An 18041-nucleotide genomic window follows, 5' to 3' on the forward strand; every position below is an offset into this window, starting at 1 on the left:
TGGCGGGCGATCCGTCGGGCCACGATCGGGTCCGGCTGGACGGGATGGCCGCGAAACGGCGAAAACCTGATCGGCCACGCAGCCGGCACCCCGGCGAACTCGTGTGCCGGAGCCAAGCCGGTTTCCCACGTCCGCACTGGTCTCCAGCCGCGGACTGCCGATCAGATCACCGCACTCATCGCGACGCTCGGAGCCATCTGCTCCAGACAACCCACCGCCGCGCGGGAAACGCCACAACCGCACTGACGAAGACCTCGGACCTGGGCAATCATGCCGCGAACCACGGATTCGCCACTAAACGGCAACAGGCGTTCAAAGGTGCCCGAGCCCAAACCCTCCAGCCAGAAACGCCCCACGAGCCCGAAGACCTACTCCGGCAACTCGAACTCCCCGTCCCGAACCCCGCGAGTGAACGCGTCCCACTCCGAAGGCGTGAAAACCAGCACCGCCCCGTCCGGATCGGTCGGCTGCCGGATGGCCACGTAGGTCACCCCGTCCGAGTGCGGGACGAACGCGTACTCCGCGCAATGCTCCAGGGTCACGCCCGCCGGTTCGGCGCGGATCCAGGTCGCGCCGGTGAGGTCGAGTTCGTGCCGGATGTGCGCCTTGTCGTCGGTCGGGCGGCTCATCGGCACAGCGTATCCGCCATTCAGCGGCAACGCCTGGAACGAAAAGAGACCCTGCCGTCCGGCGAACGGACGACAGGGCCTCCTCCTGGGAAACCGGTCAGGCGGTCTCGGTGATCGGCCGGTCCACCCACGACATCAGGTCGCGGAGCTTCTTGCCGGTCTTCTCGATCGGGTGCTGGTTGCCCTGCTCCTCGAGCTTCGTGAAGTTCGGCCGGCCGGCCTCGTCCTCGGCCACCCACTCGCGGGCGAAGGTGCCGTCCTGGATCTCGCCCAGGATCTTCTTCATCTCCTCCTTGACGGCCGGCGAGATGACGCGCGGGCCGCGGGTGAGGTCGCCGTACTCGGCGGTGTCGGAGATGGAGTAGCGCTGGCGCGCGATGCCGCCCTCGTACATCAGGTCGACGATCAGCTTCAGCTCGTGCAGCACCTCGAAGTAGGCGATCTCCGGGGCGTAGCCGGCCTCGGTGAGCACCTCGAAACCGGTCTGCACCAGCGCGGACGCGCCGCCGCACAGCACGGCCTGCTCGCCGAACAGGTCGGTCTCGGTCTCCTCGGTGAAGGTCGTCTTGATGACGCCGGCCCGCGCGCCGCCGATCGCCGCGGCGTAGGAGAGCGCGAGCGCCTGGGCGTTGCCCGACGCGTCCTGCTCGACCGCGATCAGGCAGGGCACGCCCTTGCCGTCCACGAACTGGCGGCGGACCAGGTGGCCCGGACCCTTCGGGGCGACCATCGCGACGTCGACGTTCGCCGGCGGCTTGATCAGGTCGTACCGGATGTTGAAGCCGTGGCCGAAGAACAGCGCGTCGCCGTCCTTGAGGTGCGGCGCGATGTGCTCTTCGTAGATGAAGCGCTGCTTCGTGTCCGGAGCGAGGATCATGATCACGTCGGCCTCGGCGGCCGCCTCGGCGACCGACAGCACGCGCAGGCCCTGCTCCTCGGCCTTCGCCCGGGACTTGGACCCCTCCTGCAGGCCGATCCGGACGTCGACGCCCGAGTCGCGCAGGCTGAGCGAGTGCGCGTGGCCCTGGCTGCCGTAGCCGATCACGGCGACCTTGCGACCCTGGATGATCGACAGGTCGGCGTCGTCGTCGTAGAAGATTTCCACTGCCATGGGGGGTACTACTTCCTTCCGTACTTACACGAAATCTGAGGTTCAGCGGGGAGAAGTGGCGGTGATCGAGCGGGCCCCGCGGCCCACCGCGACCATGCCGGACTGGACGAGTTCGCGGATGCCGTACGGCTCCAGCATCCGCAGCAGCGCGCCGATCTTGTCCGACGTCCCGGTCGCCTCGACGGTGAGCGCCTCCGGCGAGACGTCCACCACCTTGGCGCGGAAGAGCTGGACGGTCTCAAGGACCTGGCTGCGCACGGTGGCGTCCGCCCTGACCTTCACGAGCAGCAGTTCGCGCTGCACCGCGCTGCCGGCTTCCAGCTCGACGATCTTGATCACGTTCACCAGCTTGTTGAGCTGTTTGGTCACCTGTTCGAGCGGTAGCTCTTCGACGGCGACCACGATCGTCATCCGGGACACCTCGGGGTTCTCCGTGGGCCCGACAGCAAGGGACTCGATGTTGAAGCCGCGGCGGGAGAACAGTCCGGAGACCCGGGCGAGCACGCCGGGCTTGTTCTCGACCAGCACGCTCAGCGTGTGGACAGTCATGCTTGCTCTCCCTCCGCGGCGGCGGCCTCGGCAGCGGCTTCCTGCGAAACCTCGTCGTCGTCGAACAGCGGCCGGATGCCGCGGACGGCCATGATCTCGTCGTTCCCGGTGCCCGCGGCGACCATCGGCCACACCTGGGCATCCTTCCCCACGACGAAATCGATCACGACGGGGCGGTCGTTGATTTCCATCGCGCGCCGGATCGTCGCGTCGACGTCCTCCTTGGCCTCGCAGCGCAGGCCCGCGCAGCCGAGCGCCTCGGCCAGCAGCGTGAAGTCCGGGATGCGGTGCTTGTGCGTGCCGAGATCGGTGTTGGAGTACCGCTCGGAGTAGAACAGGTTCTGCCACTGGCGGACCATGCCGAGGTTGCCGTTGTTGATCACGGCGACCTTGATCGGCGCGCCTTCGATGGCGCACGTGGCGAGTTCCTGGTTGGTCATCTGGAAGCAGCCGTCGCCGTCGATCGCCCACACCTGCGTGTCCGGCAGGCCGAACTGCGCGCCCATCGCGGCCGGGACGGCGAAGCCCATGGTGCCGAGGCCGCCGGAGTTGATCCAGGTGCGCGGCTTCTCGTACTTGACGAACTGCGCGGCCCACATCTGGTGCTGCCCCACGCCCGCGGCGTACACCGCGTCCGGGCCGACCAGCTCGCCGATCCGCTCGATGACGTACTGCGGCGACAGCGAACCGTCGTCGGGCCATTCGTAGCCCGCCGGGTAGTCCTCGCGCCACGAATCGACCTGCGTCCACCAGTCGCTCAGGTCCGGACGCGCGCGCTCGAACTCGGTCTTCACCGCTTCGATCAGCTCGCCGATGATCTCCTTGCAGTCGCCGACGATCGGCACGTCCGCCTTGCGGTTCTTGGAGATCTCGGCCGGGTCGATGTCCGCGTGGACGATCTTCGCGTCCGGCGCGAACGACGACAGCTGGCCGGTGACCCGGTCGTCGAACCGGGCGCCGAGCGCGACCAGCAGGTCAGCGCGCTGCATCGAGGCGACCGCGGCGACGGAACCGTGCATGCCGGGCATGCCGACGTGCTGACGGTGCGAATCGGGGAACGCGCCGCGCGCCATCAGTGTGGTCGCGACCGGAATGCCGGTCAGCTCGGCGAGTTCGCGCAGCTGCTGCGACGCCTCGGCCTTGATCACGCCGCCGCCGACGTACAGCACCGGCCGCTGGGCCTGCGCGATCAGCTTCGCGGCCTCGCGGACCTGCTTGCCGTGCGGCCGCAGCGTCGGGCGGTAGCCGGGCAGCCGGAGTTCGGGCGGCCAGGAGAACGAGGTCATCTCCTGCAGCACGTCCTTGGGGATGTCCACCAGGACCGGACCCGGGCGTCCGGTCGCGGCCAGGTGGAACGCCTCGGCGATCGCCCTCGGGATTTCCGCCGGGTCGGTGACGAGGAAGTTGTGCTTGGTGATCGGCATGGTGATGCCGCAGATGTCGGCTTCCTGGAACGCGTCGGTGCCGATCAGGCTGCGCGACTGCTGCCCGGTGATGGCGACGACCGGGACCGAGTCCATGTTGGCGTCGGCCAGCGGGGTGACGAGGTTCGTGGCGCCCGGACCCGAGGTGGCCATGCAGACGCCGACCTTGCCGGTCGCCTGCGCGTAGCCGGTGGCGGCGTGCCCGGCGCCCTGCTCGTGGCGGACCAGGACGTGCCGGACCTTCGTGGAGTCGAGCAACGGGTCGTAGGCGGGAAGGATGGTGCCACCCGGAATGCCGAACACGACCTCCGCGCCGACCGCCTCGAGCGAGCGGACGAGCGACTGCGCGCCGGTCACGCGCACCGGCGTACCCGCCGGCGGGGCGGGCTTCGGACGTGCTCCTGGGACACCGGGCGCGGTCGGCCCGGGCTTCGCGTCGCTGCGCGACGTGGCACTGGTCATCGGTTCTGCCTCGTGGGTTCTCGGTGTCACTCGTTCGGGTTGTCTGGGCCGTACTTCCGGTCGGGGAACCGGTTTCACGCAACAAAAAACCCTCGCCGACCGTAAGGTCGCACGAGGGTCGCGCGTCGACGCAGAGGACTCTTCCTAAGCGTCGGCGCGCTTGGGAAGTACGAGACCGGTCTGCGTAATCACGGCCCCGACGTTAGTCGCGCGCCCGGGCGAGTGTCAACTCTACGGGACGGCGGTTCCGCATCGTGGACGGCCAGTACTGCCCGCGCGCGACCCGGGCGCAGGCCGCTCGCGGCGTCGGTGCACCATTCCTTCGTGGCCAAGAAACAGCAGGACCAGCGTGCGGACGAGGGCCGGAAGGCCGTGTTCCGGATCCCGACCACGGCGTATCTCGCGATCGGTCTGCTGACCGTCTGTGTGACACCGATCGCACTGGGCGAGATCGGCGGATTCCAGTGGCTGTACGTCTTCCCGCTCGCGCTGCTCGTGTTCGTCGCGCGCACGCGCACCGTCGCGACCCGCGAAGGACTGCACGTCCGGACCGTCTTCGGCAAGCGCGACCTGCCGTGGTCGTCGCTCAAGGGCCTGGCGATCACGAACAAAGCCCGCGTGCGCGCGGTTCTCGGCGACGACACCCAGGTCAGCCTTCCCACGGTGCGGACGCGGCACCTTCCGGTACTGGCTCTGGTGAGCGAGGGCAAGATCAAGGACCCGTCCGGCGTGCTGAGCGACGAGGAACTCGCTGGGCGGAAACCGGCCGCTGAGACCGTGCCGGACGCCGCACCAGAACCCGCTCCGGAACCCGCTCCCGAGCCCTCCCCCGGGCCCGTCGCACCGGAGCCTGCCGCCGACGCGGAACGGACCGGCGGCGGCAACGGCAAACCCGCCGAGTAGAATTGGTAGGACCAGTTTGCGGAGCCGTAGTTCCCCTCCGCCTGGTTCAGCCTTCTGACCTGGGAGAATGCCGTGCCGCACCTCCGTTCCCGGACCACCACCCACGGTCGCAACGCGGCGGGCGCACGCTCGCTCTGGCGTGCGACCGGAATGACCGACAGCGATTTCGGCAAGCCGATCGTCGCGATCGCCAACTCCTACACCCAGTTCGTGCCCGGCCACGTGCACCTCAAGGACCTCGGCGAGATCGTCGCCGAGGCGGTCGCCGAAGCCGGCGGCATCGCGCGCGAGTTCCACACGATCGCGGTCGACGACGGCATCGCGATGGGCCACTCGGGCATGCTCTACTCGCTGCCCTCGCGCGAGATCATCGCGGACTCGGTGGAGTACATGGTCAACGCGCACCAGGCCGACGCGCTGGTGTGCATCTCCAACTGCGACAAGATCACGCCGGGCATGCTCAACGCCGCGATGCGGCTCAACATCCCGACCGTGTTCGTCTCCGGCGGTCCAATGGAGGCCGGCAAGGCGGTGGTCGTCGAAGGCGTCGCGCAGGCCCCGACGGACCTGATCACCACCATCGCGGCGTCCGCGAACTCGGCGATCGACGAGGCCGGCCTGGCCGAGGTCGAGCGCTCCGCCTGCCCGACCTGCGGTTCGTGCTCCGGCATGTTCACCGCGAACTCGATGAACTGCCTCACCGAGGCGCTGGGGTTGTCGTTGCCGGGCAACGGTTCCACGCTCGCGACGCACGCGGCCCGGCGCGAGCTGTTCTCCAACGCCGGACGCACGGTGGTCGAACTGTGCAAGCGCTGGTACGGCTCCGACGACGAGTCGGCGCTGCCGCGTTCGATCGCCACGAAGAAGGCGTTCGAGAACGCGATGGCGCTCGACATGGCCATGGGCGGGTCGACGAACACCGTGCTGCACATCCTCGCCGCCGCGCAGGAAGGCGAGGTCGACTTCACGATCAGCGACATCGACGCCATCGGGCGGCGGGTGCCGTGCCTGTCGAAGGTCGCGCCGAACTCCGACTACCACATGGAAGACGTCCACCGGGCCGGCGGAATCCCCGCCATCCTGGGCGAGCTGTACCGCGGCGGTCTCCTGAACACCGACGTGCACGCGGTCCACGCGCCGGACCTCGCCACGTGGCTGAACGAGTGGGACATCCGCGCCGAGTCTCCGTCGGAGAAGGCGCTGGAGCTGTTCCACGCCGCGCCGGGCGGGGTCCGGACCACGCAGGCGTTCTCGACGGAAAACCGCTGGTCATCGCTGGACACTGATGCTGTCGGCGGCTGCATCCGCGACGTCGAACACGCATACACGAAGGACGGCGGCCTCGCGATCCTGCGCGGCAACCTGGCCGAGAACGGCGCCGTGATCAAGTCCGCGGGCATCGACGAAGACCTGTGGCACTTCCAGGGCCCGGCTCGGGTGCTGGAGAGCCAGGAGGAGGCCGTGTCGGCAATCCTCAAGAAGGAGATCCAGCCGGGCGAGGTGCTGGTCATCCGCTACGAGGGCCCGGCGGGCGGCCCCGGCATGCAGGAAATGCTGCACCCGACGGCGTTCCTCAAGGGTTCCGGCCTCGGCAAGAAGTGCGCCCTGATCACCGACGGCCGCTTCTCCGGCGGCTCCTCGGGCATCTCGGTGGGCCACATCTCGCCGGAAGCCGCCGCGGGCGGGCTGATCGGCCTGGTGGAGAACGGCGACCAGATCGTCCTGGACGTCCACGAGCGCCGGCTCGAGCTGCTGGTCGACCCCGAGATCCTGGCCGAACGGCGGGCGAAGATGGAAGCTTCGGAGCGTCCGTGGCAGCCGAAGGACCGGGAGCGCCCGATCACCTCCGCGCTGCGGGCTTACGCCCGGATGGCCACGTCGGCCGACACCGGCGCGGTTCGGGATCCGAACCGCTGATCCTGCCCGATTGCTTCTGCTGGGAGGGGCCCGCGTGTGGTGCGTGGGCCCCTTCTCGGTGTCGCGACCAAGTCGGCTTCCACCGCCGAAATCTCGGACGCGCTCCCCGCCAGATCCCGGTCGGCGCGATTCGCCGCTAAACGGCCACCGGTCAGTCCAGGCCAGCCCGCCGGTCCACAACATTCGCCGCTGAACGGCGAACGCTCCTCGCGCGGGTCAGCCCAAGCTTCTGATCGACGCGATTCGCCACTCACCGGCAAAAGGCGATCCCGGGTCATCCCGCAACTTCGAGCGGCGCGAATCGCCATTGAACGGCCACCGGTCGCCCCGTCCGCGCCGAGACTCCGGCTCCAGCCGTGGCACCCTGCGCCTGCCGTCGCCGCTCACGGGCCAACCCACCAGGCAACTAGCCCCCGATTTCCGCCCTGACCAGGCATTCGCCACTCAACGGCAACACCTGACCAGTCTGCTCAACGGCCGGATCACGTCACCAGGCCCGACGTTGCTTCCAGCCGACTCGAGAGGGTCAGCGACGCAAACTACGGCCGGGTCCGCGAGCCCGCAGGTCGTGGGTCAGCGGGTCAGCGGGTCAGCGAGTCCGTAGGTCCGCGAGTCCGCATGTCGGGGATCCGCAGGTCGTGGTCCGCGAGTCCGCAGGTCGCGGATCTGCAGGTCGCGGGTCAGTGAGTCCGTGGGTCAGCGGGTCAGAACGATGACCACCACAGAGGCAGCCGCAGCCAGCAGCAACGAGATGAGCCCGAGCGGCAACGGCCGCTTCCGCCACGGCGTGTTCCGCTCCAGCGAAATGGTGCCCGCGCCGGTGAAGATCAGCGTCAGTGCGCAGAGGCCCAGCAGCAGCTCGTACTCCCAGCCCTGACCGGTGCCCTGGAAGAAGCCGCCGTGGAACTTCGCGTAGACGATGTTCGCGGCCACACCCAGCAGCCCGGCCGCGGCGAGCGGGGTGAACAGGCCGACGATCACCAGCGCACCGCCCGCGACCTCGGTGATGCCGGTGATCCAGGACAGCAGCGTCGTCTGCTTGTGGTAGCCGAACATCTCGAGCACGTGCGCGAACCCGCCGACGCCCGGTCCGCCGAAAGCGCCGAACAAATGCTGCAAGCCGTGCGCACCCATGATCACACCGAGCCCCAGGCGCAGGACGAGCAGGCCGAAGCCGAGACCGCCCTGCCGGGATTCGTAGTCGTTGCCGGCAGAGTCCTCGACACCGGACAGCACGCTGGTCTGGTAGTCGTCCCCTTGAGTGGTCACGCGGCGAAGATTAGGGGATTCAGCCGTGCCCCGCGAGCGAGCACGCCGAGGTCAGGGGCTCTTTCAGGGTTCACCCTGAGTGCCAGGCCGACAGCCGGGAAATGATCAGTATTCGCCGCGCACGAGATTGCCAGGTAGCTCTCCGCCAGCGTACCGGGCGATTTCCGCCGCAGCCACCAAATAAGCGCGCCGCCGGACGCCCCGCACCGCTCCGGCGACGTGCGGCGTCAGCACGAAACCGGGCGCTGTCCACAGCGGATGGTCCGCCGGCAACGGCTCGGGATCGGTCACGTCGAGCGCGGCCCGAAGCCTTCCCGCCGCGAGTTCCGCCGCCAGCGCGTCGGTCACCACAACCGGCCCTTGTGCAGCATTGACCAGCACCGCGTCATCACGCATCGCGGCAAGAAAATCGGCGTCGACCATGCCTCTCGTCCGCGAGGTGAGGGGGACCATCATGACCACCACATCGTGGTGCGGCAGCAGCTCCGGCAGCTCATCAACGCCGTGCACGCCCTCGCGCGCCGACATCCCGACCATCGTGCAGCGGACGTCGAACGGCTCCAGCCGACGGCGCAACTGCCGCCCGACGTCCCCAGCCCCGACGATCAGCACGCGCTGACCTTGCAAGGTGTCGGACGGCAGCTGCTCCCAGCGTCCGGCCCGTTGCGCCGCCGCGTAGACGTCCAGATTCCGGTACATCGACAGCAGGACGCCGACAACCCACTCCGCCATGCTGCCGCTGTGCGCACCGCGGCAGGTGGACAACAGAACGCCGTCCGGGACACGGCCGACCCAGTCCTCCGCTCCAGCGGTCAGGAGCTGCACCAGCTTGAGGTTCGGCAGATCGCTCCAGATGTCGTCGCCGGCCGAAGCCATGGGCGGGACGAGCACCTCGGCTTTCGCAGCCTCCGGCGGCAGCGGACGACCCCATTCGTAGCGCACCGCGTTGACGAGAGGGATTTCGGACAGCACGGCGACACCCTCGTCGTCCGGGACCAGCACGGTGACTGTCATGATCACCACGGTAACCACTTACCAGTGGCTCACGCCGCGCCACCTAGGCTGGGGCATCATGCGTACCCGGTACCGGTGGTCGGCGCCGCTGGCCCTCCTCGCCTGCGGAGGCCTCGTGCTTTCCGGCTGCGCCCGGTTCGACGACACCGCCGCCGGCCAGACGTTCACCCCCGCGCCGGTGCCGAGCCCCGAATCTCCGCCGCATGTCCAGGAGCACGGCGACGGCCCCGGCCGCGGTCCCCGCACCGGCCCCGCGCAAGCGCCGCCCTCGCCCGTTCCGCCTCCGCAGGGCTGCAAGGACTTCGACAAGGCCGTCATCGCCACCTGCCTGGACACAGTCGCCGCCGTCGCTGGGCTTCCCGGCGAGGGGTCCGCGCCAGCCGCTCTCGCCGGTGAACGGAAAACCGGCCGGGTCATGCTGGCCAGCTCCGGACACGACGCGACGTCGTTCGCGCAACTGGACGTCCGGGCCGACGGCGACGGCGGGCTCACCAGCCTGGCGCTGTCGCCGAGCTATGTCGAGGACCAGTTGGTCTTCGCCTACGTCACCACGGCTTCGGACAACCGTGTCGTGCGCTTCGCCAAGGGCCAAGCCCCCAAGCCGGTGCTGACCGGAATCCCGAAAGGCCCGACCGGCAACCGCGGCGCGCTGGCCAGCGACGGAAGCAGCGCACTCCTCGTCGCGACGGGCGACGCCGGCAACCCGGCCGCAGCGGCGGACCCGAATTCCCTGGCAGGCAAGGTCCTGCGGATCGACGTGTCCGGAAAACCGGCGGCCGGGAATCCCAAGCCCGGATCCGCCGTCTACGCCTCGGGCCTGCACTCCCCCGGCGGCATCTGCCGTTCGTCCGACGGGAAGCGCGCGTGGGTGACCGATCACCCGGCTAACGGCCCGGACGCCGTGTACCGCCTCCAGTCCGGACAACCGCTCAGCACGCCCGCGTGGACCTGGCAGGACAAGCCTTCCCTCGGCGGCTGCGTCGATTTCGTCGACGCGAACGGCATCCTCGGCATCGCGTCGTCCACCGGGTTGCAGAACGTGCCGGTCAACAAGGACGGTGCGGTCACCGGCAAGCCGACGGTCACCCTCGACGGCAAAAGCAAGTCCGCCACGACGTACGGCCGGCTCTCCGCGATGAGCATGATCAACCCCCAGCTGGCCGTCGCCGGAACCGTCAACAAGGACGGCGGCAAACCGGTCTCCAGCGACGACCGCGTGGTCCTGATCGTGGTGAGCGACACGGGCGGCGGTCCGGGCAAGGACTGACGCCCGGGTGCACCCTGACCGAGCGCTTCCGGGGCACGGGAGTGCGGTTGACCTGCGATTAGCCGTTGAGCGGCGATAGCTGATCCGGCCCACCTCCCCCGGTGATGACCGGTCTCGTCGAGCTGGCTGTTGAGGCTCTTTTCGACCGCATCGAGTCCGGCCGGAGTCGCCGCTAAACGGCGACAACCACTAACCATCGATCGGCACCAGCCCGGTGCCGCCCTAGATCGACACCCGCCGCGACATCAGCGTCGGCGTCCGGGCGGCGTCGGCGTCGGCGTCGGCGTCGGCGTCGGCGTCGGCGTCGGCGTCGGCGTCGGCGTCGGCGTCGGCCGAGAGACATCACCGTCGCCACTTAACGGCAACCCCGGAGGTCCGCCGCTGCCCTAATGCCCCCAACGGCAAACTTCAATGGCGACGACCATCCGCGACGACCCTCGTCGCCACTAAACGGCAAATCCGTTGAGAGCCATCCCTCAAGCGGCGCACCCCATCGCCACTCAACGGCGAATCCACCAACACCGCCGCTCAGCTGAGCGCACCGGATCGCCGCTCAACGGCAAATCCGCGAAGAGCCACCACTCGATCTGAGTGCCCTGTCGCCACGCAGCGGCGAATCCACCGAACCCCGCGCCGACGAGAGACCAATCCTCCCGTCGCCATTGAACGGCGAATCCGCCAAAAGCTCAGCCAGGACAAACCCGTCTCGCCGTTCAGCGGCGACGACGCGAAGCCCGGCTCTCCGCCCGGGCAGCCCGGATGTCCGCGATCGCCACCGCGGCCGACCCGACCGCGAACACCATCCCCAGATACCGCCCGAGCCCGCCAGAGATCGTCACGCCCGCGGCGTCCAGAAACGCGCGCTGGTCGCTGTCGAAGACCCAGTCCAGCGTCGACCAGCCGATCACCATCAGCAACACCGTCGTCAAGCCGCCCACCAGCCACAGCTGCGGCAGCCCGCTCACTCGAGCCTTTGTGACCTGCCCGAACAGCACCACGGCAAGCCCCACCACAGCGAGCAGCAGCGGCGGCCCCCACGAGAAGAGATCCGAATGCCACGCGGTGCGCACGACGTCGCTGTGCGGCAACGTCTTGAACGCCTCGCGGACGTCGGACATCGCGGTGTCCGCCGACAATACGGTCCAAGGCAGGAACGTCGACCCGACCGCGAGCAGCCCGGCCGCCAAGCCGAGCCACTCGCGCCAGGTGACGCGCATAACCCACTGACCTGCACGAACAGCACGACCATGGGTCAAACGTGGGATGGAGGGGCGACCTTCTGAGGAGTTCCCGTGCACAACAAAACGCTACCAACCACCCCCATTTCGGCCGCTCACAGCAAGCCAGCGAAGAGGCAGCCCTGCAAGACCCCGAAGGGCTCTGCACTGTCCAGCTGCATCGAGAGCCTGGCCGAGGGATGGATCGGTCGCGCTGACGCCGACATGCTCGCGAGCGCAGTCGAGCAGGCGAAGACCGTTTCGGTAGTCGCCGTGCTGCAGGTATCGAGTGCTGCGGTGGTACGCGCTGATCGCGATCCGCAGCGGGTCTCCCGTGCGCGGGGCGAGCTGGATGTGTCGTTCGGACGCGATCGCGGCGAGGTCGGCTTGCCGGAAACGTCCGGCGACGGTCGCCGAGATCCGGTAGGCGTCGTGCAGCGCACCACGGCCCTGCTCTCCGACCCGCCCGGGTTGATCGGCGAGGATGTACAGGTGGTGCGACAGGTCCGGCAGATCTGACAACACCTCGGCGTGACGCAACGCCAGCACTTGGTCCGAAGCGGACGCGAGTCGGGCATTAACGGCGTCGAGAGTGAGCGGGTGGCCCTCCGGCCGCGGGTCGTCATAGGCGTCGAGAGCGCTGCGCAGGTCGGCGACGCCAGCGGACTGTTGGCTCGGTTCGTCCAGCACTTCGTTCTCATGCGTGCCGTAGAGCGTGGAGACCTTGATACCGAGCGCTCGGGCAGTGCCGGCCACGAAAGCGGCGCTCGGCGGCTTTGTCCCCTGCTCCACTTTTTGACCAGGAAGGTCGAGAAGTTCGTACGCTGCGCAAGTTGCGACTGACTAAGGCCCTTGAGCTTGCGAGCAGCTTTGAGCCGGTCGGCAACGCTGCCTCCGGGAAGTTCGGGGACGTGCATTCGGTGTCTCCTGCCGTCGGCCGGTGGCCCTTTGGTGTCCCTTTAGCGTCGCAATCGCTCTTAGCCTCACGAAAGTAACTGTCAGCAACGAAACCTGTGGGGAGGGTTCGCGTCATGACAGCGTGGACAACGCAGCGCCACCACGGGCCACGCACGTCGGACCTGGCGTTGCGGGTGCACACCGACCCGACCGACGGAATCGGAAGACGACGCACCGCTACTGGAAGCGGGAGCTTGCCGACCCGTCGGTGCGGTGGTTGATCCCGTGGTGCTCGTTCGGCAACTCTTACCCGGAACGCCACGAGCGCAGCGAGATCGACCTGACCAGGTTCGTCGATGCCGACTGGTGCACCGGTTGCACAGGGCTGGCCGCGCAATGACCGCGGCAGCGCCACAACGTCGAAGCAACACCTACCGGCGACGCCACCACTCGGACGACGAATGCGGGATCAATCCCCTTGTTCCTCTTCGCTGACTGGCTGCGTCAGGCTCCGGGTTCGCCCGGCCGGGCCCGCCGCGCACGACGACGCGGATCCGGCTCGCCTGCAAAGCGTGCGGAGCTACCGCCACGGCGACAGACCGCAGGTGCGGCGAATGCGGCGAGCCCTTCTGGGCCTGCGGCAAATAGACCCCCGAGTGCCGCGACGGCAATCCCCCGACACGCCGCGGCACCGGGTGCGCCCCCACCGGGCGGGGCGCCGGGGGCGGTGGCCTCTCCCGAGATCACCGTCCCCATCCACAGACTTGCGACGACGGGACAGCGAATGGCCGACACGCCGGAAGAGGCACGCGCGAAACGGATCGAGATAAACCGCCGGATGCTCAAATCCTGGCGTGCCGGTGAGTCGGACACCGAGATCGCTCGGGAGCACGGGCTGTCGCTGAGCTGGACAGGGCGGCTGCTGCGGCAGGAAGGGGCCGTGCTGCCGCCCATCCGACAGGGCGTGAAGCGCACCGACCTCGACATCGAACAGATCATTCTCGACTACGAAGGCGGCGCATCCATACAGGCAGTCGCCGACGCACACAGCACGTGCTATGCCACGATCCGTCGGCTCCTGAAGAAACACAAGGTGACGATTCGCCCGCACGGCGGCCAGAACGCTATCGAGCTCTCGCCCCTGCTAACCCTCCGATCCCCCACATAAATGGCGCACGTCCGCATGCTTCCCTCTCTCAGGCGCGTGGCGGGGCGGTTCCGTTGTCCGGTGACATGTGCCGGTCGAGCGACGCGCCACGGCGGTGATCTAGCGTTCACGGGTCCTTCGGCGCTGCACATCAGGTCGTGCCGCACTTCGCTTCTCCTCCTCCTGAGTAGTTTTACCTAGCTGCGCCTAGGTAGGCCTTCGCGTGTTCGCTGGCGAGCCCCCCGTTTGAGGGGGAGCCGCCGTTGATCTCCGAGCCCCGGTGCCCGTAACGTGACTCTCGGTTACGGGAGGGGGAGGCTGATGGGGTTTACGAGTGTGCCGGAGGCGTTGAGAGCGGCGGGGCGGTCCGCGGGGAGAAAGCGGCGGGTCTGCGGGGCGGGGATTGCGCGGGTCTGGTCGGGCGGGTCTCGGGTGCGGTGCGGGGCGGGAAGGCCGGGGCGGCGGCCGGGGGCTGTCAAGAAGCGTTGTCGTCGACGTTCGCGCAGTGGTGTGCTCAGGCGCAGCGGTTCGGCGAGAATCTTGGTGCAGCAGCCGACCGGTACGAGAAGGGCGACCACAGCGCGGCCGGAGTGTTCCCCGTCGCTCCTACGATGCGGGGGCCGCGCTGATGGTGTCGCTGGCCGACGTGCGCGCCTGGAACCCGGGCGCGCTGGACGAGGTCTGCTCCGGTGTGCAGGCGAAGGTGCCGGTCCTGACCAACGAGGGCGACGACTACGGCAAGCTGCTGCCGGTGGAGGGCTGGAGCGGTCCCGCCGCCGAGGGCGCGGCCGCCCAGCACAAGAGCCACATGCAGGGCCTGGACACCTACGTCGCCGGAGCCGCCGCGATCGGCAAAGCCGTCGGGCAGGCCGCCGACGCGATCCTCGCGGTGCAGGCCGCGATCAAGAACGCCGACGAGCTGGCCCGCAAATACGGGTTCGCGATCACCGCCGACGGCGCGATCGTCTGCGTCTACGGCGGTGACCCGCCACCGGAACTGCACCCGCAGGACCGGGCACGAGCACAACAGCAACTCGCCGACGACGTCGCGCAGATCCTGCGCACCGCCGAGGACATCGACAGCGACCTCGCCGCGGTCCTGGACAAAGCCGCCGCCGGCCAGTTCGGCACCGGCGACGAATCCACCGTCGCCGCCGCAGCCGCCGACGGACTGAAAGCACCAGGGATGACGTTCCCGGAGCCGCCGCCGAACGCCACCCCGGCGCAGAACGCGGCCTGGTGGGCTACCCTGCCCGCCTCCGCCCGCGACGCCCTCGTCCGCGACCGCCCCAGTGTGATCGGTGCGATGGACGGGCTGCCCGCGGTTGACCGGGACAAGGCGAACCGGGTCGTGCTCGACCGGGATTACGCGGACCTGCGCCGCCAACGCGACGACCTGCAACATCGCATGGACGGACTGAAAATGTCCGACCCCCAACAGCAGAACGAACACCACGACCTGCAAGTCCGGCTCGACGCGCTCAATGACAAGATCTCGTCGCTGGACGCCGTCCACGACACCCTGGCCAAGGGGAACCGGCAGCTGCTGTTCCTCGACAGCACCCATCCCCGGGTCGAGGCCGCGATCGCGGTCGGCGACGTGGACAAAGCGGCTAACGTCGCCGTGTTCACCCCAGGGTTCACCACCACGGTGAACGGCGACCTCGCACAGTACGACACGAACATGGACGATATGAAACGGATGGCCGACCGGATTGATTTTCGCCATGGCGGTGGTCCGACGGCGGCGGTGACGTGGATCGGGTACCAGGCCCCACAGTGGAGCGAGATTGCGAACCCTGACCAGTCGGTGCTCGGACCGCACGCGGCTCAGGCCGGGGGTGAGAGTCTCGCGAAGTTCTACAACGGGATAGGAGCCGGGCACGAGGCGTCGAACACGCCGCTGCACCTGACCGCGCTCGGGCACAGCTACGGCTCCAGCACCACCGGGTATGCCCTCGGCCATGACACCCCGGTGCAGGACGCGATGCTGTTCGGCTCACCCGGCCAGGGCGCCGAGCACCTCAAGGTCCCGCAAGGCCACCTTTTCGCCGCACAGGACGCCGGGGACACCCTCGTGCCCAACTACGGCAACACCGGAGTCCTCGGACCCAGCCCCTACTTCAGCCCGGACGCGAGCAACTACCACCAGATGTCCACCGACGCGAGCGTCACCGAAGCAGGCCCGCTCAACGCCACCGAAGGACACAGCGGCTACCTCGACGCCCAGTCGACCAGCATGTACAACATGGCCGCCATCACCACCGGACATCCCGACCTCGCCCAGTACAAAGGCACCGTCCTCGCCGAAGGCCCCCGATGACCCCGCACCCCAGCCGCCTGCACGCGGCGCTCGCCGTAGCCCTGACCGCCGCAGCCCTGACCGCGTGCAGCGTCGAGAAATCGCCCTTCCCAGGAGACAACGTGGACCGAGACCCCGCAGAAGTCTGGGCCGCTCTGATGCGCCTGCCCGACACCGACCAAGCCCGCCAGCAATACCAGCAACTCGACACCGAACTCCGCCAAGCCCTCACCGCCGCCATCCCCAAACTGACGCCCTGGACGCCGCTTGGCAACGGCTCGCGAGCAGCGTGCGGCGCACGATTCCCCGGCGTCGGCAACGACGGCGAACAGGCAAGCCTCGGTGACCACGGGGTGACCGGGAACCTGCCGGACGCCGACTACGAGAAAGCGCTCGCTGTCATCGGATCCGTCGCGCAGCGCTACGGATTCGACCCGCGGCCCCAGCGTCTGCACGACGCGCCCGGATCACACGACGCCGTCTTCCATAACCGGACCGATGAAGGAGCGATCTCCTTCGGCACCGCGCTCAACACCAGCCTTGGCCTCGACCTTGGCTGTCGCCTCTTCCCTGCGGCCAAGCAACGTGGCACCCCGTCGGCCACGCCCTAGCCGGGCGCACCGACCCGCCATCTGCTCAGTTCCGCCCAGCCCCTCGGTTGCGCGGCGGGGCGGTTCCATGCCCGGTTAGTCCTGGTCGAGCTTGGCGACCGGCACGACACGGCGACGCACGAGCACGCTGCTCACGACGGACAGGATCGCGCCGGCGGTGGACACGATCAGGTTGACGGTCTGGTCCGGTTCTTTGTCGAGCCGCCAGCTGCGTCGATCCGCTGCGGGTTGGACGTGGCCCAAAGATGGTTCAGCCCGGAGCCCGGCGTCGGGCCGAAGAAGGCGACCTTCTTCACGGTCATCGGCACCCAGCCGAGCGAGATCACCATTTTCGTGGCGTTCTTCGGGACGACGGTAGTGACGCACGCGTCCTTCCCGTTGGTGGGCCTGAGTTCGCGGTCGGGCATGTCTTCCTCCTCGGTGCGGGGTGGGGCCGCCGGTGCTTTGCCGACGGCTGCGACGTGGGCGCGGAACCCGGTCATGTCGAAATTGGGGTCGCTCTTTCGGCCCCGCGGCGAGCACACTTCTTTGTGGCGGAGCACGGCCGCGACCGGCCGGCTGAACGCGGTGCACAGTCGCGCGTACGCGTCGAGCTGCACCTCGGGCAAGTCGTCCGCCCTGGTCGCCTCGGCCTCGATTCCGACCGAGTAGTTGTTCGACCAATCGTTGTTCAGCACCGCGCCGGCGTGCCAGCACAACCCGGCGGCGACGACGTAAACGGTGCCGTCGCGGCCGAGCACGTAGTGCGCAAGCGGACCGGCGAGGTCCGACCGTCCATTCTGGACAACGCCCAGCGAGGGTGCGTTGCCGCTGGGGGAACCGGCGGTGTGGTGGCAGACGACGGCGCGGACGCCGGACATCTGCCCGTGCCCGCGGGTGCGCCAGCCGGGTTGCTCGACGACGCGCAGCCCGGCGGACCGCGCGATATCGGCGAGCATGGTCAGCATCATGGTCCAGCCTCCGAGTATCGCTGCAGCGATGGTCCCCGCGGCTCCGCCGAGTGCGGCTACGCCACCGAGGGCCATCCATACTTTTCGTTCCAGGACGCGGATTCTGGCCTCGTGGTCGCTGTCGCGTTTCTCCACGGCGTCCACTTTGTCCGCCAGCTTCGCCGCGATTTCCTTGGTGGCGATCACTTGGTCGTAGATCTTGTCCAACGTGATGACCACTCCGCCGTCGTTGCTCATTTCCCTCACCCGATCCTGACGAGGTCGATCGACGTGACCTGCCCGAAGGTGACGGCGGTTCCGGACGACTACCAGAAGCTTGCGGTGAAGTAGCAGTCGCTGCTCGGCGCGAAGCCGATTCCGGACACGTTGTAG

At 68.6% G+C, this 18041-nt stretch carries 15 protein-coding genes; 6 read left to right on the forward strand and 9 right to left on the reverse strand.

Features of this window, described 5'->3' with window-relative positions; all coding sequences use genetic code 11:
* Nucleotides 1-368 precede the first annotated feature (368 nt).
* From F9C11_RS40575 to F9C11_RS40590, 4 genes are all read right to left on the reverse strand, one after another.
* Nucleotides 369-629: a DUF397 domain-containing protein gene (locus F9C11_RS40575; protein WP_409182625.1), complete on the reverse strand. Its 261-nt coding sequence runs from the start codon at nt 627-629 to the stop codon at nt 369-371.
* 97 nt (nt 630-726) lie between these two features.
* The gene (gene ilvC / locus F9C11_RS40580) at nt 727-1740 is read right to left on the reverse strand and encodes a ketol-acid reductoisomerase (protein WP_009074019.1); all 1014 of its coding nucleotides are present in this window, start codon (nt 1738-1740) and stop codon (nt 727-729) included.
* A gap of 42 nt (nt 1741-1782) precedes the next feature.
* Nucleotides 1783-2289, reverse strand: coding sequence for an acetolactate synthase small subunit (ilvN, locus tag F9C11_RS40585; protein WP_184780531.1), 507 nt, complete (start codon nt 2287-2289; stop codon nt 1783-1785).
* Entirely contained in the window at nt 2286-4175 is a 1890-nt protein-coding gene (locus F9C11_RS40590; RefSeq protein ID WP_409182626.1) for an acetolactate synthase large subunit, read from the reverse strand. The genes ilvN and F9C11_RS40590 overlap by 4 nt, the downstream gene beginning before the upstream one ends.
* 324 nt (nt 4176-4499) lie before the next feature.
* On the opposite strand from F9C11_RS40590, the gene F9C11_RS40595 reads away from it, so the two are divergent.
* Together F9C11_RS40595 and ilvD are read left to right on the forward strand one after the other, a co-directional pair.
* Nucleotides 4500-5078 (forward strand): PH domain-containing protein, encoded by a 579-nt coding sequence (locus F9C11_RS40595; RefSeq protein WP_409182627.1) that lies wholly within the window; start codon nt 4500-4502, stop codon nt 5076-5078.
* A 72-nt stretch (nt 5079-5150) separates the two neighbouring features.
* Nucleotides 5151-6995: a dihydroxy-acid dehydratase gene (gene ilvD, locus F9C11_RS40600; RefSeq protein ID WP_409182628.1), complete on the forward strand. Its 1845-nt coding sequence runs from the start codon at nt 5151-5153 to the stop codon at nt 6993-6995.
* A 696-nt stretch (nt 6996-7691) separates the two neighbouring features.
* On the opposite strand, the gene F9C11_RS40605 is transcribed toward ilvD, so the two are convergent.
* Together F9C11_RS40605 and F9C11_RS40610 are read right to left on the reverse strand one after the other, a co-directional pair.
* Nucleotides 7692-8264, reverse strand: a complete 573-nt coding sequence (locus F9C11_RS40605) for a DoxX family protein (RefSeq protein WP_409182629.1) — start codon at nt 8262-8264, stop codon at nt 7692-7694.
* Nucleotides 8265-8369: 105 nt separating this feature from the next.
* Nucleotides 8370-9278, reverse strand: coding sequence for a 2-hydroxyacid dehydrogenase (locus F9C11_RS40610; protein ID WP_409182630.1), 909 nt, complete (start codon nt 9276-9278; stop codon nt 8370-8372).
* A gap of 58 nt (nt 9279-9336) precedes the next feature.
* Between F9C11_RS40610 and F9C11_RS40615 the strand changes: the two genes are divergently transcribed.
* Nucleotides 9337-10545 carry a PQQ-dependent sugar dehydrogenase gene (locus F9C11_RS40615; RefSeq protein WP_409187084.1) on the forward strand — a complete coding sequence of 403 codons (1209 nt, stop codon included), beginning with the start codon at nt 9337-9339 and terminating at the stop codon, nt 10543-10545.
* Between the two features lie 713 nt (nt 10546-11258).
* On the opposite strand, the gene F9C11_RS40620 is transcribed toward F9C11_RS40615, so the two are convergent.
* Both F9C11_RS40620 and F9C11_RS40625 read right to left on the reverse strand, forming a co-directional pair.
* Nucleotides 11259-11762, reverse strand: coding sequence for a hypothetical protein (locus F9C11_RS40620; protein WP_409182631.1), 504 nt, complete (start codon nt 11760-11762; stop codon nt 11259-11261).
* 90 nt (nt 11763-11852) lie between these two features.
* A complete protein-coding gene (locus tag F9C11_RS40625) occupies nt 11853-12518 on the reverse strand; it encodes a hypothetical protein (RefSeq protein WP_409182632.1) in 666 nt (221 codons plus the stop codon).
* A 925-nt stretch (nt 12519-13443) separates the two neighbouring features.
* On the opposite strand from F9C11_RS40625, the gene F9C11_RS40630 reads away from it, so the two are divergent.
* From F9C11_RS40630 to F9C11_RS40640, 3 genes are all read left to right on the forward strand, one after another.
* Nucleotides 13444-13827, forward strand: a complete 384-nt coding sequence (locus F9C11_RS40630; RefSeq protein WP_409182633.1) for a helix-turn-helix domain-containing protein — start codon at nt 13444-13446, stop codon at nt 13825-13827.
* Between the two features lie 607 nt (nt 13828-14434).
* Nucleotides 14435-16129: an alpha/beta hydrolase gene (locus tag F9C11_RS40635; protein ID WP_409182634.1), complete on the forward strand. Its 1695-nt coding sequence runs from the start codon at nt 14435-14437 to the stop codon at nt 16127-16129.
* Nucleotides 16126-16719 (forward strand): LppA family lipoprotein, encoded by a 594-nt coding sequence (locus F9C11_RS40640; RefSeq protein WP_409182635.1) that lies wholly within the window; start codon nt 16126-16128, stop codon nt 16717-16719. The genes F9C11_RS40635 and F9C11_RS40640 overlap by 4 nt, the downstream gene beginning before the upstream one ends.
* Nucleotides 16720-16886: 167 nt before the next feature.
* On the opposite strand, the gene F9C11_RS40645 is transcribed toward F9C11_RS40640, so the two are convergent.
* On the reverse strand, nt 16887-17906 hold the full coding sequence (locus F9C11_RS40645; RefSeq protein ID WP_409182636.1) for an N-acetylmuramoyl-L-alanine amidase: 1020 nt from the start codon (nt 17904-17906) through the stop codon (nt 16887-16889).
* Between the last annotated feature and the right edge of the window lie 135 nt (nt 17907-18041).

Source organism: Amycolatopsis sp. VS8301801F10 (genome assembly GCF_046195355.1).
In the GTDB taxonomy this organism is placed as follows: Bacteria; Actinomycetota; Actinomycetes; order Mycobacteriales; family Pseudonocardiaceae; genus Amycolatopsis.

Bases quoted from the DNA above. Each gene is read 5' to 3' on its own strand.
- F9C11_RS40575 (WP_409182625.1), bottom strand. From the start codon at position 629: ATGAGCCGCCCGACCGACGACAAGGCGCACATCCGGCACGAACTCGAC.
- ilvC (WP_009074019.1), bottom strand. From the start codon at position 1,740: ATGGCAGTGGAAATCTTCTACGACGACGACGCCGACCTGTCGATCATC.
- ilvN (WP_184780531.1), bottom strand. From the start codon at position 2,289: ATGACTGTCCACACGCTGAGCGTGCTGGTCGAGAACAAGCCCGGCGTG.
- F9C11_RS40590 (WP_409182626.1), bottom strand. From the start codon at position 4,175: ATGACCAGTGCCACGTCGCGCAGCGACGCGAAGCCCGGGCCGACCGCG.
- F9C11_RS40610 (WP_409182630.1), bottom strand. From the start codon at position 9,278: ATGACAGTCACCGTGCTGGTCCCGGACGACGAGGGTGTCGCCGTGCTG.
- F9C11_RS40615 (WP_409187084.1), top strand. From the start codon at position 9,337: ATGCGTACCCGGTACCGGTGGTCGGCGCCGCTGGCCCTCCTCGCCTGC.
- F9C11_RS40620 (WP_409182631.1), bottom strand. From the start codon at position 11,762: ATGCGCGTCACCTGGCGCGAGTGGCTCGGCTTGGCGGCCGGGCTGCTC.
- F9C11_RS40630 (WP_409182633.1), top strand. From the start codon at position 13,444: ATGGCCGACACGCCGGAAGAGGCACGCGCGAAACGGATCGAGATAAAC.
- F9C11_RS40635 (WP_409182634.1), top strand. From the start codon at position 14,435: ATGGTGTCGCTGGCCGACGTGCGCGCCTGGAACCCGGGCGCGCTGGAC.
- F9C11_RS40640 (WP_409182635.1), top strand. From the start codon at position 16,126: ATGACCCCGCACCCCAGCCGCCTGCACGCGGCGCTCGCCGTAGCCCTG.
- F9C11_RS40645 (WP_409182636.1), bottom strand. From the start codon at position 17,906: ATGAGCAACGACGGCGGAGTGGTCATCACGTTGGACAAGATCTACGAC.